Source organism: Aeromonas sp. 96A, assembly GCF_051919165.1.
GTDB classification, from domain to species: Bacteria; Pseudomonadota; Gammaproteobacteria; order Enterobacterales; family Aeromonadaceae; genus Aeromonas; species Aeromonas veronii.
The window spans coordinates 390,163-407,306 of sequence record NZ_JBQBFE010000001.1; the positions used below are offsets into that span (position 1 = coordinate 390,163).

Genomic DNA, 17,144 nt, shown 5'->3' on the forward strand with positions numbered 1-17,144 from the left:
GAACAACGAATAAGCGAAGGAGCACACCATGTTTATTCTGAAAAACGTCACCGCCGTCCAGCTGGAGCCGACTCGGGTGCTGGAAGGGGTGGATATCGCCATCGAAGGCACCCTTATCAAAGCGGTGGGGCCCAATCTGCGGGCCCTCTACCCGGAGGCCAACTATCGGGAGATGGGCGGCAAGCTGGTGATGCCGGGCATCGTCTGTGCCCATAACCACTTCTACTCCGGCCTGTCGCGGGGGATCATGGCCAATATCGCCCCCTGCCCGGATTTTATCTCCACCCTGAAAAACCTCTGGTGGCGGCTCGATCGGGCGCTCGATGAGGAGTCCCTCTACTACAGCGGCCTCATCTGCTCGCTGGAGGCGATCAAGAGCGGTTGCAGCGCGGTGATCGACCACCACGCCTCGCCCAACTTCATCAAGGGCTCCCTGAATGTGCTGCGCAAAGGGTTTATGGAGGCGGGTCTGCGCGGCATGACCTGCTTCGAGACCACGGATCGCAACGGCGGCCTCGCCGAGCTGCAGGCCGGGGTGGAGGAGAACATCCTGTTCGCTCAACAGATCGATGCGGCCAAAGCCAAGGGGAACGAACCCTATCTGGTGGAGGCCCATATTGGCGCCCACGCCCCCTTCACCGTCCCCGACGAGGGGCTGGCCATGCTGCGCGAAGCGGTGCAGGTCACCGGTCGCGGGCTGCATATCCATGTGGCGGAAGACCGCTACGACATGGCCCACGGACACCACCACTATGGCAAGGAGCCCATCGCCCGGTTGGACGAGTTTGGCCTTGTCGACAGCAAGAGCCTGATCGCCCACGGCATCTACCTGAGCCCGGCCGACATTGAGCTGCTCAACAGCCGCGATGCCTTTCTGGTGCACAACGCCCGCTCCAACATGAACAACCACGTGGGCTACAACATGCACCTGCCGGAGTATCGCAATCTGGCGCTCGGCACCGATGGCATCGGCTCCGACATGCTCGAAGAGCTCAAGTTCGCCTACTTCAAGCACAAGGATGCCGGTGGCGCGCTGTGGCCCGACAGCTTTGCCCGCTTCCTGTGGAACGGCAACACATTGCTGGAGCGCAACTTCGGCGCCAAATTTGGCCGCCTGGAGCCGGGCTACAAGGCCGACCTCACCATTTGCGACTACGATGCACCGACCCCGCTGGCGCCGCGCAACCTCGGTGGCCATTTCGCCTTTGGTATGGGATCGAACAGCGTCAACAGCGTGATGGTGGAGGGGCGCATGGTCTATCAGGACCGCGAGTTCCCGTTCGATGTCGCGCCCATTTACGAGCAGGCCAGCAAGGTGGCGAGCCGCCTGTGGCAACGGATGGATCAGCTGGCCTGAGGCCACCTTCCACAGTTTTGGACCGGATTGCCCGCCCTGTGGATCTCCCCGGCGGCGGGCTGCAAGAGTAAGGACGACACATGATTGAGCAATTCTTCCGACCCGAGCAACTGGGTCAGGCTTTGGAACTCAAGGCCAGTTTCGGCAACGACGCCGTCTACATGGGAGGCGGCAGCAAGCTTAACGCCGCTCCGACTCGCACCGACAAGAAGGTCGCTATCTCACTGGACAAGCTGGGACTGAACCAGATTGAGCAGCAGCACGGCCAGCTCCATATCGGCGCTACCGTCACCCTGCAGACCCTGAAAGATGATCCCCGTACTCCGGCCGCCCTGTGCGAGGCGCTGGGGTTTGTCTACTCCCGCCATCTGCGTAATCAAGCCACCATCGGCGGCGAACTTGCCTGCCAGCAGCAGGACTCCCCCTTGCTGCCGGTACTGCTGGTGCTTGAAGCCGTAGTGGTGCTGGAGAACAACCTGCTGCAACCCATCGACGCCTATCTGGCGGGGCAGCGCAATGCCCTGGTGCTGGGGATTGTACTGCCTGAGCCTGCGCTGCGCTGCGCGACTCGCCGCATCAGCCGCAACGCCGATGGCTTGGCGGTGATGACTGCCGCCGTGGCCCTCGACAGCATTGGCGAGATGCGGGTGGCCGTCGCTGGCGTTACGCCGCAGCCGATGCGCCTGCGTGATCTGGAGCGCCGCGAACTGCACGATGCCGCGCTGGAGGCCGCCGTAAGCGAGCTGATTGCGCCCCGTGAAGATCTGGCGGGCAGCATAAGTTACAAGCGGTATATCACCGGCGTGGTAGTGGCGGATCTGCTGGTGGATTGCCAGCAGCAGGAGGTGCAAGCATGATGGAACTCAACTTTACCCTGAACGGTGCCCTGCGCACCGTCATCTGCAAGGCCGGTGACAATGCCCAGCGGGTGCTGTTCAACCAGTGCCGGATGCACTCGGTGCGCAACAGCGACGACGGCTTCGGCTTCGCCGGCTCCGACGCCATTCTCTTCAACGGCAAGGTGATCAACGCCTCCCTGCTGATCGCCGCCCAGCTGGATGGATCAGAAGTGCGCACCGCCGAGTCGCTGGGCAGCTGGAACCAGCTCAGTCTGGTGCAGCAGGCAATGGTGGATGTGGGCGTGGTGCAATCCGGCTACAACGATCCGGCCGCCGCGCTCATCGTCACCGACCTGCTTGATCGCCACCCCGAGCCCACCCGTGATCAAATCGACGATGCCCTCTCGGGCCTGTTTCACCGCGATGGCGGTTATCAGCAGTTTTATCAGGCCATCGAGCTTGCCTGTTCACGGATGAAGGATCCCGATTACCTGTGCCAGATTGCCCCCGAGTTTCGCGACGATCTGCGCCATATCGGCAAGAGCTGTCCGAAAGTGGACGCCGCCAAGATGGTGCAGGCCAAGCCCTGCTACGTGGAGGATCGGGTTACCGAGGATGCACTGATCATCAAGATGCTGCGCAGCCCCCATCCCCATGCGGTGATCACCAAACTCGACGTGAGTCGTGCCGAAGCGCTGCCGGGCGTCGTGCACGTCATCACCCACCTCAACTGCCCGGATGTGTTTTACACCCCGGGTGGCCAGAGTGCCCCCGAGCCGTCACCGCTCGATCGCCGTATGTTCAGCCGCAAGGTGCGCCACGTAGGTGACAGGGTCGCCGCCGTGGTGGCCGAGAGCGAAGCCATCGCATTGGCGGCCCTCAAACTCATCGAGGTCGAGTATCAGGTGCTGTCAGCGGTCATGAATATCGATGAGGCGATGGCCCCCAATGCACCCCTGGTCCACGATGAACCCATTGTCTACATGGCCGGTGCGCCTGCGGATCTCGAGCAGCAGAACGCCTGCTCGGTGCGTCGCGGCGACGAGCACATGATCATCAATTTCCCCATCGGCTCTCGCCCGCACGAGAACCTGGCCGCCAGCGTCCATGGCCAGATCGGCGATGTGGCAAAAGGCTTTGCCGAGGCGGACGAGATAGTCGAGCGCACCTACGAATCGACTCAGGCCCAGCAGTGCCCGACCGAGCCGCACATCTGCTTCACCTACATGGATGGGGAGCGTCTGGTCATTCACGCCTCTACTCAGGTGCCGTGGCACGTACGCCGTCAGGTGGCGCGGATCGTCGGCCTCAAGCAACATCAGGTGCACGTGATCAAGGAGCGGGTAGGGGGCGGTTTTGGCTCCAAGCAGGACATCCTGCTGGAAGAGGTGTGCGCCTGGGCGACCAAGGTCACCGGCCGTCCGGTCACCTTCCGCTACACCCGTGAAGAGGAGTTCATCAGCAACACCTCCCGCCACGTGGCCAAGGTGAAGGTGAAAGTGGGGGCCAAGAAAGATGGCACCATCACCGCCATCGACATGGATTTTCGTGCCAACACCGGCCCTTACGGCAACCACTCATTGACGGTGCCAAGCAACGGCCCGGCGCTCTCCCTGCCGCTCTATCCGTGCGACAACGTGCGCTTTACCGTCAACACCTACTACAGCAACATCTGCCCGACCGGCGCCTATCAGGGTTATGGCGCGCCCAAGGGCAACTTCGCCCTGACCATGGCCATTGCCGAGCTGGCCGAGAAACTGGGCATCGATCAGCTCGACATGGTGGAGCACAACCGGGTGCACGAAGGGGATATCCTCAAGGTGCTCGGTGCCATCGGCGAGGGCAAGATGCCGACTTCTGTGCCCCATGCGGCCAGCTGCGCCCTCGAGCCTATCCTCAAACAGGGTCGCGAACTGATTGCCTGGGATAGCCCCAAACCCGCTGACGGGGATTGGCGCATCGGTCGTGGCGTCGCCATCATCATGCAAAAATCGGGGATCCCCGATATCGATCAGGCCAACTGCATGGTCAAGCTGGAATCGGACGGCACCTTTATCGTCCACTCCGGTGGCGCCGATATCGGCACCGGCCTCGATACCGTGGTCGCCAAGCTGACCGCCGAGGTGCTCGGTTGCCCGCTCAGCGATGTGCATGTGATCTCTGGCGACACCGACCACGCCCTGTTCGACAAGGGGGCCTATGCCTCGTCCGGTACCTGCTTCTCCGGCAACGCGGCCAAGATGGCGGCCGAGAACCTCAAGGCGAAGATCCTGTTCCACGGCGCCGCCATGCTGGGCGAGCCGGTAGAAGATGTTGAGCTGGCGTTCCCGGGCGTGGTGCGCGGCAAGCAGGGGGAGGTGAGCCTCGCCAAGCTGGCCCACAAGGCGGAGACCGGTACCGGCTTCGGCATTCTGGTGGGCATCGCCAGCTACATCACCTCGGAGCTTGCCTTCCCGTATGGGGCCAACTTCGCCGAGGTGGCGGTCAACGTCAGAACCGGCGAGATCCGGCTCGACAAGTTCTACGCTCTGCTCGACTGTGGTACCCCCATCAACCCGGAGCTGGCCCTCGGCCAGATCTACGGGGCGACCATGCGGGCCATCGGCCACACCATGAGCGAGGAGATCTGCTACGACAGCAAGGGCATCCCGCTGACCCGGGATCTGAAGAGCTATGGCGCGCCCAAGATTGGCGATATTCCCCGCGACTTCCGGGCTTTCCTGGTACCGAGTGATGACAAGGTCGGCCCTTACGGCGCCAAGTCCATCTCGGAGATTGGGGTGAACGGCGCCGCGCCCGCCATCGCCACCGCCATCCACGACGCCTGCGGTGTCTGGCTGCGCAAGTGGCACTTCACGCCGGAGCAGATCCTGCGCGAACTGGGCAAGCTGGAGCAAAACGTGTCGGCATAACAAAAGAAAAGGTGAGGGGCGGGCGCAAGCTCGCCCCCAGCGCCTGACGGCGGAATGAGTACTCCGCCTCCATTCTGTGTGATGGGACAAACACGATGTCTAAAACAACACGCAAGCACTCTGATCTTATTTACGAGCTGGAAGACAAACCCCCGTTTTATCAAACCCTGATGGGTGCAGTGACCCATCTGCTGGCCATTTTTGTCCCCATGGTAACCCCGGCGCTGATCGTCGGCGGCGCCCTGGGCCTCTCCACCGAGACCACCGCCTATCTGGTCTCCATGGCGATGATCGCCTCCGGTATCGGCACCTGGCTGCAGGTAAACCGCTATGGCCCCATAGGATCGGGGCTGCTCTCCATCCAGTCGGTCAACTTCTCCTTCGTCACCGTGATGATCGCGCTCGGCGGCGCCATGAAAAAAGATGGCATCCACGAGGAGCTGATCGTCTCGACCCTGCTCGGGGTCTCCTTTGTCGGTGCCTTTCTGGTGATGGGCTCCTCCTTCGTGCTGCCCTACCTCAAGCGGGTGATCACCCCGACCGTGAGCGGTGTGGTGGTGCTGATGATTGGTCTGAGCCTTATCAAGGTGGGGATCATCGACTTTGGCGGCGGCTTCTCTGCCATGAGCAGCGGCACCTTCGGCAAATACGAGCACATCGGGCTGGGGCTTTTGGTGCTCTGCGTCATCGTCGCCTTCAACTGCAGCCGAAGCCCGCTGCTGCGGATGAGCGGCATCGCCATCGGCCTGATGGTGGGCTATGCGGTGGCCCTGATGCTTGGCATGGTGGATTTCTCCGCCCTTGAGGACCTGCCGCTTATTACGGTGCCGATCCCGTTCAAGTACGGTTTCTCCTTCGATTTTCACGCCTTTATGTTGGCGGGCACCATCTATCTGTTGAGCGTGCTGGAGGCGGTGGGGGACATCACCGCCACCGCCATGGTCTCTCACCGGGATATTCAGGGCCCCGAGTTTCAAAAGCGGCTCTCCGGCGGCGTGCTGGCGGACGGTCTGGTATCGGTGATCGCCTCGGCCCTCGGCTCTTTGCCACTCACCACCTTTGCCCAGAACAACGGCGTCATCCAGATGACCGGGGTGGCGTCACGCCATGTGGGTAAGTTTATCGCCGTCATTCTGGTGCTGCTGGGGCTCTTCCCGGTTGTGGGGCGCTTCTTTACCACCATACCGTCACCTGTGATGGGGGGCGCCATGGTCATCATGTTCTCGATGATCGCCATCGCCGGTGGTCGCATCATCATCAGCCACGGTTTCGATCGGCGGGAGACCCTGATTGTCGCCACCTCGCTGGGTCTTGGGCTCGGTGTCTCCTATGACCCGAACGTCTTCAAGGTGCTGCCTGCCGGTATCTACATGCTGGTGGAGAACCCCATCTGCGCCGGCGGCATCACCGCCATCATCATGAATCTGGTGTTGCCGCAAAGCCGCAAACGCAAGGCGGCCGTCAGGGATGCAGAGGCGGTTGAAGTGATCCAGCTGAGCGACAAGCCGGATGTGATCTTTACCGCCCGCAGTGCGGGCCTGTCATCGGCCAGCAAGGGGGAGGGTTCACCAGAGCCAGTACCCGGGCAGGCGGTGGCGCCACAAGTGGAACGGATCTGACGGTTAAACCGGCAAAAAACGTCAACAGAACAAGAAAAACAGGGAAACGGTTATGAAAAACGACAACTCTGTCAAAGCGGTACGCGGCAGCTTCTTCGATATCACCCGGGTGGTGGATCAGCCCGAGGAGATTGAGTCCAACGCCCGCCTTATCGAGGATGGTCTGCTGATCATTCGCAACGGCTGCATCGACTGGTTCGGTGAGTGGGAGGAGGGGAAGGCGCGTATTCCGGCCGAGGTGCGGGTGCGGGATTATCGCGGCAAGATGATAGTGCCGGGCTTTGTCGATACCCACATTCACTATCCCCAGAGCGAGATGGTGGGGGCCTATGGCGAGCAGCTGCTGGAGTGGCTCAACCGCCACACCTTCCCGGCCGAGCGGCGTTACAACGCTCTCGAATATGCCCGCGAGATGTCCACCTTCTTTATCAAGCAGCTGCTCCGCAACGGTACCACCACGGCGCTGGTGTTCGGCACCGTTCACCCCGAGTCGGTGGATGCCCTGTTCGAGGCGGCCAGTCGCATCAATATGAGGATGATCGCAGGCAAGGTAATGATGGATCGCAATGCGCCCGACTATCTGCTCGACACCGCCGAGAGCAGCTATGTGCAGAGCAAGCAGCTTATCGAGCGCTGGCACGGCAATGGTCGACTGCTCTATGCCATCACACCACGATTTGCACCCACCTCGACACCCGAGCAGCTGGCGATGGCGCGGCGACTGCGCGAAGAGTTTCCCACCACCTATCTGCACACCCATCTGTGCGAGAACAAGGACGAGATCGCCTGGGTCAAATCTCTTTTCCCGGCGCACAAGGGTTATCTCGATGTCTATCACCAGCATGGCCTGACCGGCCACAACTGCGTGTTTGCCCACTGCGTCCATCTGGAAGAGCAGGAGTGGGATTGCCTGAAGGAGACCGGCTCCACCATCGCGTTTTGTCCCACCTCGAATCTTTATCTCGGCAGCGGGCTCTTCAAGCTGCACAAGGCGTGGCGCAAGCAGGTGAAGGTGGGGATGGGCACCGACATTGGCGCGGGCACCACCTTCAACATGCTGCAGACCCTCAACGAGGCCTACAAGGTGATGCAGTTGCAGGGCGAGCGGCTCTCGGCCTATCAGGCCTTCTATCTGGCGACCCTGGGCGGCGCCCATTCGCTGGGGCTGGACGAGAAGATCGGCAGCTTTGCGGTGGGCAAGGAGGCGGACTTCGTGGTGCTCGACCCGGTCGCCACCCCGCTGCAGCAGCTGCGTTATGACAACTCCACCACCCTGCGGGACAAGCTCTTTGTGCTGTTGACCCTGGGGGATGACAATCCATCTACCGCACCTATGTGGATGGCCAACTGGTGCATGAACGGGGGTAGGGGCTGGAGTGGGCTGCCGCGGCGCTGCCCAACGAATACGGCGGCTGGCGTGCCCCACAGGGGCGCCAGTCTTGCCGCACCACAGGGGATCTCCCCGCATAGAACGTGAAATGGCCCGGTTTTTTTGACCAGTAAGGCAAACGTTTGAGTCAAGGCTGCCTGCCCTGGTCTGTCTGCCGCATCCTCTGCCGCCATCGCCTGTTTCTCATCAGACTGGCGCTCGGCAGACCCGCAGATCCTGTCGCCATTTCGTCATGGAACATTCAGGCGCGTGTGAAGGAGTTGGGTATGACCCAAGCAAACAGCAGGACAAACAGCGTGGAACAGCTGGCCAATGATGACGCCAGCCCGAGCGCAGCAAAGCAACAGCCGCTCACGGCTCTTGATCGCTACTTTATGATCAGCGAGCGGGGCAGCAACGTCAGACAGGAGGTGCTGGCGGGCCTCACCACCTTCCTTGCCATGGTCTACTCGGTGATCGTGGTGCCAAGCATGCTCGGCAAGGCGGGCTTCCCCCCAGGCGCCGTGTTTGTCGCCACCTGTCTGGTGGCGGGTTTCGGTTCGCTCTTGATGGGGCTCTGGGCCAAGTTGCCGATGGCCATCGGCTGCGCTATTTCCCTCACAGCGTTTACCGCCTTCAGTCTGGTGCTGGGGCAGCAGATCCCCATTCCGGTGGCGCTGGGGGCCGTCTTCCTGATGGGGGTACTCTTTACCGCCATCTCGGTGACCGGGGTGCGTAGCTGGATCCTCGACAACCTGCCGATGGGAATTGCCCACGGTACCGGCATCGGGATTGGTCTCTTCCTGCTGCTTATCGCCGCCAACGGGGTGGGGCTGGTGATCAAGAACCCGCTGGAGGGGCTGCCGGTGGCGCTGGGGGCTTTTACCTCCATGCCGGTCATCATGTCCCTGATCGGCCTTGCGGTGATCTTCGGGCTGGAGAAGCTGCGAGTACCGGGGGGGATCTTGCTGGTGATTATCGCCATCTCAATCTTCGGCCTGATTTTCGATCCGGCGGTGAAGTATCAGGGGCTGTTCGCCCTGCCGAGCCTCTCGGACGATCAGGGCAAGTCCCTCATCTTCAGCCTGGATATCATGGGGGCCCTCTCGCCGCTGGTGCTGCCCAGCGTGCTGGCGCTGGTGATGACAGCGGTATTCGATGCCACCGGCACCATCCGCGCCGTGGCGGGGCAGGCCAACCTGCTCGATAAGGATGGTCACATCATCAACAGCGGCAAGGCACTCAGTGCCGACTCGGTCAGCAGCATCTTCTCCAGTCTGGTGGGGGCGGCCCCGGCTGCCGTCTATATCGAATCGGCCGCGGGCACGGCGGCGGGGGGCAAAACCGGCCTCACCGCGACCGTGGTCGGTGGCCTGTTCCTGCTGATGCTGTTCCTCTCGCCGCTCTCCTATCTGGTGCCCGCCTATGCCACCGCGCCAGCCCTGATGTATGTGGGGCTCTTGATGCTGAGCAACGTCACCAAACTCGATTTCGATGACTTTGTCGGGGCCATGTCCGGGCTGGTGTGCGCGGTATTTATTGTGCTCACCTGCAATATCGTCACCGGCATCATGCTCGGCTTCAGCTCGCTGGTGATCGGCCGCATCTGCTCGAAGGAGTGGCACAAGCTCAACGTCGGCACCGTGGTCATCGCCCTGGCGCTGGTGCTCTTTTATGCTGGGGGGTGGGCTATTTAGGGATAACCCGCCCGTTTGGGGTCGCACTGGCGGCCCCATTTTTATATCTGCGGCGCTCTGATCGTCAACGTTGGTTACCATGCCTTAGCCGCTGGTGCCATCGCGATACCATTTTGATAAATCCTCCTACCAGATTGATAGGCTCCCACCCTTGCTCTCCTCGCTCTGCCGTTTTTTTCACCGCAAATGTGCCCCGTTTGCTCAGGGGCTGCCCTTGGCTTGTCGCTGCGAGCCAACAAAAGCGGGCTAGATGGGATCCCCTTCACACTTCTCCCCATTCTCCTGACGATGGCGGGAAACAGGCGCATATCTTGCTGTTTTTTATGCCGGTTCCAGATTTTTCCATTTGAAAAAGGACTTGAATATGTCCATAGGATTACCGCTCAAGCGGGTGGATGCCGAGGCCAAGGTGACCGGCAGCGCCCGCTATACCGATGACAACATCATGCTCGGGATGCGCCACGCCAAGTACGTACGAAGCCATATCGCCCACTGCAAGGTGCTCGCCATCGATGCGACCGAAGCGCTGGCCCTGCACGGTGTCGAAGCCGTGTTTACCCATGAAGATGTCCCCACCACCTGTTTTCGCACCGCCGGTCACGCCTGGTCTCTCGATGAGGCCAAACGGGATGTGAAAGACCGCCGTCTGCTCACCGACCATGTACGCCACTTCGGCGATGGGGTCGCCATAGTCGTGGCGCGCGATCCGCTCACTGCCGAGAAGGCGGCCGCGCTGGTCAAGGTGACCTACGAACCGCTGCCGGTGATGACGGATGCCCAAAGCGCGCTGGCCGACGGTGCCTATCCCATCCACCCGAGTGGCAATCTGCTGCGCCAAAGTCAGCTTCGCGCTAATGACCCGGAGCATGCTATAGCGGCGGCCGATCTGCAGTTTCAGGGGCACTACCGGACGCCGGTGGTGCAGCACTGCCATCTGGAGACGGTGACCTGCTACGCCTACATGGATCAACCGGACCACATCATCGTCGTCAGCAGCACCCAGATCCCCCAGATAGTGCGCAGCCGGGTGGCCAAATCTCTCGGCCTGCCCTGGTCGAGCGTGCGGGTGATCAAGCCCTATATGGGCGGCGGCTTTGGCAACAAGCAGGATGTGCTGGAAGAGCCGATGGCGGCGTTTTTGAGCTACAAGCTCGGCGGTGTGCCGGTCAAGGTGACCTTGAGCCGGGAGGAGTGCTTCTTTGCCTCTCGTACCCGCCACGGTTTTGCCATCGATGGCAAGATGGGCCTCAACCGCGACGGCACCCTCAAGGGCTATCAGCTCGACGTGCTCTCCAACACCGGCGGCTATGCCTCTCACGGCCACTCCATCGCCAGCGCCGGGGGCAACAAGATCAGCTACCTCTATCCGCGCAGCGCCTTCGGTTATGACGCCAAGACCTTCTACAGCAACCTGCCCACCGCCGGTGCCATGCGCGGTTACGGCGCGCCGCAGGTGATTTTTGCCCTCGAATGCATGCTGGATGACGCCTGCGCCGAACTGGGGCTGGATCCACTCGATGTGCGTATCGCCAACGTGGCGCGGGAAGGGGATGTCAATCAGGTCAACCAGAAGACCATCTACAGCGCCGGGTTACCCGACTGCCTGCTGCGTGGTCGCGAGATGTTCGAGTGGGATCGGCTCAAGGCCGAATGTCTGGGGCAGGATCCGGCGAGCCGGGTGCGGCGCGGCATCGGGGTGGCGTGCTTTAGCTACGGCTCCAACACATATCCGGTGGGGGTCGAAATTGCCGGTGCCCGCATGCTGCTCAATCAGGATGGCACCGTCAATCTGCAGATCGGTGCCACCGAGATAGGGCAGGGGTCGGACACCGTCTTTGCCCAGATGGCGGCCCAGACGTTAGGCATTCCGTTTGAGCAGATCCGGGTCATCTCGACTCAGGATACCGACATTACCGCCTATGATCCGGGCTCGTTCGCCTCGCGCCAGAGCTATGTGGCTGCCCCCGCGATTCATCAGGCGGCGCTGCAACTGCGGGCCCGCATCCTCTCGCTGGCAGCCCAGCTCTGCCATCAGGATGTGGGATCGCTCACCCTGATCGACGGCTACGTGGTGCTGGCCGGTGCGCCGGACAAGGTGCTGATCAGCGTCGCCGAGGTGTCGGTCAACGCCTACTACCACCTCACTATCGGCGGCCAGATCACCTCCGAGGTCTCCCACAAGACCACCACCAACCCGCCCAGTTTCGGCTGTACCTTTGTCGATCTCAGCGTCGATATCGATCTCTGCAAGGTAACCATCAATCGCATCATCAACCTGCACGATGCGGGCAAGATCCTCAATCCGCAGCTGGCGGAGGGACAGGTGCACGGCGGCATGGGGATGGGGATCGGCTGGTCACTGTTCGAGGAGATGATCATCGACGCCAAGAGCGGCGTGGTGCGCAACCCCAACCTGCTCGACTACAAGTTCCCCACCATGCTGGATTTGCCGGAGCTTGAATGCGACTTCGTGCAGACCTATGAGCCCCAGTCGGTCTATGGCCACAAATCCCTGGGGGAACCGCCCATCATCTCGCCGGGCCCCGCTATCCGTAACGCCATTCGAATGGCGACCGGGGTGGCCATCAACGAGCTGCCCATCACCCCCAAAACCCTGTTCCGGGAGTTTGTCGCAGCGGGTTTGATTGGCGAGGGATCAGGGGAGGAGCAACACCATGTTTGATATTGCCCGTTACTACAAGGCTCACAGCGTGGCCGAGGCGGTCGCTCTGCGTCAGGCCGACCCTGAGGCGCGCCTCTTGGCCGGTGGCACCGATGTGATGATCCAGCTGCATCACCTCAACGCCGCCTATCGCCATATCGTCGATATTCACGACTTGCCCGAACTCAAAGGGGTGAGCGAGTTGCCGGACGGATCGATCCGTATCGGCTCCGGCACCACCTTTACCGAGCTGATTGAAAACGAACTGGTGCAGCGCCGCCTGCCAATGCTGGCCGAGGCGGCCGCTACCATCGCCGGCCCGCAGATCCGCAACGTCGCCACCTATGGCGGCAATATCTGCAACGGCGCCACCAGTGCCGACTCGGCGGCGCCTACCGTCGCGCTCGAGGCCGAGCTTGAAATTGCGGGCCCCGATGGCACACGCCGCATCCCCATCGCCGGTTTTCATACCGGCCCCGGCAAGGTGGCGCTGCAACCGGCGGAAATTCTGGTGGCATTCCACTTTGCGCCGGACTCGCACCCCCATGTGGGCTCCCACTACTTCAAATATGCCATGCGCGATGCCATGGATATTGCCACCATCGGCTGCGCCGCCTACTGCCAGATTGAGGATGGTCACTTCAAGAGTCTGCGGCTGGCCTACGGGGTGGCGGCCCCGACCCCGGTGCGTACCCCGCACGCAGAAGCGGCGGCCGAAGGGCAACCGCTGACTAGCGCCACACTGACCGCCATTGCCGAGGCGGTGGTAGCCGATGTGGCGCCGCGATCCTCCTGGCGGGCAGAGAAGGAGTTTCGCCTGCACCTTATCAAAACCCTGGCGCAGCGGGTGGTCGCCTGCGCAGTCGAACGTGCCGGAGGCAAGATCCTATGATGCAACCGCAAAGCTGTCCCGCAGTGGAGATCCAGTGCGAGATCAACGGCAAGCCTTACTCCTATGCAGTGCCGCCCACCATGTCGTTGCTCCATTTCCTGCGCGGGCAGGGGCTTATCAGTGTGAAAGAGGGGTGCAGTGTCGGTGAGTGCGGCGCCTGTACCGTGCGGGTGGATGGCACTGCCATCGACAGCTGCCTCTATCTGGCGGTGTGGGCCGATGGCAAATCCATTCGCACCGTGGAGGGAGAGCGCAAAGGTAACGAACTCTCCGACGTGCAGCAGGCCTTTATCGACGAGGGGGCGGTGCAGTGCGGTTTTTGCACCCCGGGCCTCGTGATGGCGAGCGCGGCTCTGCTCGACAAGACCGAACGCCGTCCGCTGACCGATGCGGAGATCCGCCGCGGGCTGTCGGGCAACCTCTGCCGCTGCACCGGGTATCAGAACGTGGTGCGGGCGGTGAAGAAGTGCTGCAAAGGGTGATAGTTCGGGTGCCGTGAGTGGTGCGTGCTGTTGTGTGAGAAAGGAAATCAAGCCGCCCAAAAACACAGGCCCGCCTCGAAAGAGGCGGGCCTGCTGCTGAGTGGGGTCAGGAGAAATCACACTTTTGGCTGGTCGATCACCAATTTGCCATCCTTGACCGGAATGGTGGCGCCGGGGACTTGCTTCATGCGGATCACCCCCTCCTGACCGGCGAGGCGATAGGTCACGTCATAACCTATGGTGTTGACGCTCGTATCCTGCACGGTTTTGCAGCGCTGCTCGGTGGTGGTGTAGGTATCCCCCGCCTGCATATTGCTCTGCACCTGATTGCCGGCGTAGCCACCCGCGACCGCCCCGGCTGCGGTGGCCACCTTCTTGCCGCTGCCGCCGCCAAACTGGTGGCCGACCACGCCCCCCAGCGCCGCGCCCACCACGGTGCCGAGGATCTTGTGCTCATCCTGTACCGGCTTGCGGTGGGTCACGGTGACGTTGCGACACTCCTGTCGGGGAGTCTTGATGGTCTCGGTGAGCGGCTTGCTGGCGATCACCTCGGCAAAGGTGGGCTGGGGTGTAAAGAGGGAGCCGCTGGCCGCGGCCGAGAGTGCCAGGGCCGAGGCGATGCCAATACCGATACCTGCCATCATGGATCTGTTCATCTTGTTGTTCTCCTGCATACCCATACGGGCTGTTCCAATCTGGCGTCATCTTGTCACAACCGGCTGGCCGGACAAGGCGAGGGGGATGGACCTGCGACAGGCGCTGGCAAGGTCAAAAAACAGCCACCATGAAAAAGTGTCTGGCTTTGGCGACAACGGACTAAACGTGACCAGTTTCCGACGCATGGCGGGCTTTGCTTTTGTGATAAGGGGCAATTCGAGTCGCAATTTGCAAGGCGGGCGGTGAGCAGAATGCCAGAGTGGCAAAGTGCTGACGGGGACAGGTCAAGGGAGATCTTGAACAAGGGCTCTGTTCGTTGAGATGGCCACGCAAGTGGTTGATAAATGGCTCCAGCCCCATCGGATGTTGGCCGATAAGAGATCACGGCAAGCATTTTGCTTTGATTGGGTGAAGCAGAGGGTGAACGGGTCGGCCGACAACGGCGTAAGACCTGAAATGAAAATGTTCACCCGAGATCACCGGATCAACGAGGGGGAGATATGTCAATGTTACCCAGCTGGATCACCCCGGCCATCCAGGCCAACATCATCACGGCGCAGCAGGCCGAACGTCTGCTCTCATCCCTCTACCGGCCACTGCCCGAGCAGGGAGAGGAGCTTCCCGCCGATATCGCCGACATCAGCCTTAAACTCTACTGCTTTCGCCAGCAGGGGCGGGTACGCCACTAAGACTGACAAAAGAACACCCCGCGCCAGGCTCGGGGTGTTGTCACTCATGTATCACAGGCCCATCAGGCCAACATCACTTGCACCACCAGCATCAGGGCGCCAAATCCCAGCACAAAACCCACCATGGGCAGCACGAACTTGACCCACTTGTTGAACTGGATGCCGAGCATCTGCAGAGTGACCAGCACCAGTCCGGTGGGGGCCAGAAACAACATGGCGTATTGCCCCCAGTTGTAGGCCGACACCACGATATAGCGCGGGATCATGACGGTATCTGCCAGCGGCGCCATGATGGGCATGGAGAGCACCGCGAGCCCCGAGGAGGAGGGCACCACCAGCCCCAAGAGGGTGAACACCAGCATCTGCGCCACCGCGAACACGGCGCCATGCATGCCGGAGACCAGATCGGAGGCGTAGGCCAGAATAGTGTCCGAGATCATCCCCTGATCCAGTACCAGATTGACCCCCCGCGCCAGCCCGATGATGAGGGAGACGGCCACCAGCTCCGACGCCCCCTGAGTAAAGGCCTCGACAGCCTCTTTCTCTCTGAGACCCGAGATAAAAATGATGATGATGGCGATGGTCAGGAAGGAGGCCGCCATCTGCGGGAACCACCAACCGGCTATGGAGACGCCCCACACCATCAGCGGGAAGGCGAGAATAAACAGGGTCAGAATGATCTTGCGGCGCAGGGTGAAGGGCACCCCTTCGTCCATAGAGCCCTTTTTGAGAAAACGGGCGCGAAAACTCTCTCTGTCCTCATAGGTGTAGGAGAAGGCAGGATTGGCCTTGATCTTCTTGCAGTACCAGTAGAGATAACTGATCACCACCAGGGTGCCCACCAGACAGCCAATGGCGCGAAAGATCAGCCCCTCGGTAAAGGGAATGCCGGCGGCATTGGAGGCGATCACCACCGAGAAGGGATTGATGGTGGAGAAGGTGGTGCCCATGGAGGCGGCGAGGAAGATGGCTCCTACGCAGACGATGGAGTCATAGCCGAGTGCCAGAAAGATGGGCACCAGTATGGGGTAGAAGGCGACCGCTTCTTCCTCCAGTCCGCAGGTGGTGCCTCCCAGCGCCATCACGAAGCAGACCAGCGCTACAAACAGGAACTCGTTGCCCCGGGTTTTGTGTGAGAGGGCGACCAGCCCCGCACTGAAGGCACCTGTCTTGTTGATGACGCCGATCAGCCCCCCGAGCACCAGAATAAAGACGATGATATCCGCCCCCTCTATGGTGCCCTTGACCATGCTGACTGCCACGTCACTGAGCCCCTTGGGCGCTTGCTCCAGCCGTGCATAGGTACCGGGAATGGCGATGGGCTTGCGGATGGTGCCGTTGGTAAATTGCTCCACCGCAATATTGATATTGAGTTTTGCCAAGGCATCCTGGGTTGCGGGAAGTCGGCTAATTTCCCCCTGTGGGCTATTGACCATCAGGCTTTCACTGGCCGGATTATAAGAGAGTTTGGCATAGGCGCCCGCCGGAATTATCCAGGTCAGCGCAATGGCCAGTAACATAATAAGAAACAGAATGGTAAATGCAGTAGGGAATTGTCTGCGTGGTGTGGTATTCGGCACGGCACACATAAAATGCTCCTTGATAAAGCAGGTTTGGGCTCGGCGGAATATCGGGTCGATAGGGTTTCTGCGTCATACATCCAAGGTACGCAAACTCACTGTGGATTGCGTAGTGATTGGCGAGAAATCTGGCCTGATATTAAACATCCGGTGGATTGTTTCGCGTTGTAACCGTAACCCGTGTGTGGCTGAATGAACATGGTGCCATGCTCGCTTTATGGGATGGCTCACAAAATTTATTTTCCATGGATTTAACAGCTGATATGAAATAATAGTTATTATGCAATAACTATTTCAGCTTTCGTTTTATGCGGTTTACCTTAAATAAAGGTCATGAAAATAGTGCGTGCCGAGATGAATGAAATGACATATAAAGCAGTTTTGACGGT

The 17,144-nt window shown here is 60.9% G+C and carries 11 protein-coding genes and 1 pseudogene; 10 read left to right on the forward strand and 2 right to left on the reverse strand.

The features are described 5' to 3' along the window. Positions 1 to 28 precede the first annotated feature (28 nt). From ssnA to xdhC, 9 genes and pseudogenes are all read left to right on the forward strand, one after another. Positions 29 to 1,357, forward strand: a complete 1,329-nt coding sequence (ssnA, locus tag ACTG2W_RS01880; RefSeq protein WP_440016011.1) for a putative aminohydrolase SsnA — start codon at positions 29 to 31, stop codon at positions 1,355 to 1,357. Positions 1,358 to 1,437: 80 nt separating this feature from the next. Beyond that, complete coding sequence (ygfM, locus tag ACTG2W_RS01885; protein ID WP_440016012.1) at positions 1,438 to 2,214, forward strand: molybdopterin-dependent oxidoreductase FAD-binding subunit; 777 nt, start codon at positions 1,438 to 1,440, stop codon at positions 2,212 to 2,214. Next, positions 2,211 to 5,108, forward strand: coding sequence for a molybdopterin-dependent oxidoreductase Mo/Fe-S-binding subunit (locus tag ACTG2W_RS01890; protein ID WP_219899348.1), 2,898 nt, complete (start codon positions 2,211 to 2,213; stop codon positions 5,106 to 5,108). The genes ygfM and ACTG2W_RS01890 overlap by 4 nt, the downstream gene beginning before the upstream one ends. A 95-nt stretch (positions 5,109 to 5,203) precedes the next feature. Continuing rightward, the gene (locus tag ACTG2W_RS01895) at positions 5,204 to 6,727 is read left to right on the forward strand and encodes a nucleobase:cation symporter-2 family protein (protein WP_106843656.1); all 1,524 of its coding nucleotides are present in this window, start codon (positions 5,204 to 5,206) and stop codon (positions 6,725 to 6,727) included. Between the two features lie 52 nt (positions 6,728 to 6,779). Further along, positions 6,780 to 8,095: pseudogene (gene guaD / locus ACTG2W_RS01900) on the forward strand (guanine deaminase). Between the two features lie 396 nt (positions 8,096 to 8,491). After that, the gene (locus tag ACTG2W_RS01905; RefSeq protein WP_180343373.1) at positions 8,492 to 9,793 is read left to right on the forward strand and encodes an NCS2 family permease; all 1,302 of its coding nucleotides are present in this window, start codon (positions 8,492 to 8,494) and stop codon (positions 9,791 to 9,793) included. Between the two features lie 364 nt (positions 9,794 to 10,157). Then, the gene (gene xdhA / locus ACTG2W_RS01910) at positions 10,158 to 12,476 is read left to right on the forward strand and encodes a xanthine dehydrogenase molybdenum-binding subunit XdhA (protein WP_440016013.1); all 2,319 of its coding nucleotides are present in this window, start codon (positions 10,158 to 10,160) and stop codon (positions 12,474 to 12,476) included. Beyond that, positions 12,469 to 13,347 (forward strand): xanthine dehydrogenase FAD-binding subunit XdhB, encoded by an 879-nt coding sequence (xdhB, locus tag ACTG2W_RS01915; RefSeq protein ID WP_106843659.1) that lies wholly within the window; start codon positions 12,469 to 12,471, stop codon positions 13,345 to 13,347. Before xdhA ends, xdhB begins: the two co-directional genes overlap by 8 nt. Beyond that, positions 13,344 to 13,829, forward strand: coding sequence for a xanthine dehydrogenase iron sulfur-binding subunit XdhC (gene xdhC / locus ACTG2W_RS01920; protein WP_005336775.1), 486 nt, complete (start codon positions 13,344 to 13,346; stop codon positions 13,827 to 13,829). Before xdhB ends, xdhC begins: the two co-directional genes overlap by 4 nt. 116 nt (positions 13,830 to 13,945) lie before the next feature. Here xdhC and ACTG2W_RS01925 read toward each other — a convergent pair whose 3' ends face one another. After that, the gene (locus ACTG2W_RS01925; RefSeq protein WP_106843730.1) at positions 13,946 to 14,485 is read right to left on the reverse strand and encodes a glycine zipper 2TM domain-containing protein; all 540 of its coding nucleotides are present in this window, start codon (positions 14,483 to 14,485) and stop codon (positions 13,946 to 13,948) included. Between the two features lie 501 nt (positions 14,486 to 14,986). Between ACTG2W_RS01925 and ACTG2W_RS01930 the strand changes: the two genes are divergently transcribed. Continuing rightward, positions 14,987 to 15,175, forward strand: a complete 189-nt coding sequence (locus ACTG2W_RS01930) for a hypothetical protein (protein WP_106843660.1) — start codon at positions 14,987 to 14,989, stop codon at positions 15,173 to 15,175. A gap of 62 nt (positions 15,176 to 15,237) precedes the next feature. On the opposite strand, the gene ACTG2W_RS01935 is transcribed toward ACTG2W_RS01930, so the two are convergent. Beyond that, a complete protein-coding gene (locus ACTG2W_RS01935; protein ID WP_106843661.1) occupies positions 15,238 to 16,764 on the reverse strand; it encodes a YfcC family protein in 1,527 nt (508 codons plus the stop codon). Between the last annotated feature and the right edge of the window lie 380 nt (positions 16,765 to 17,144).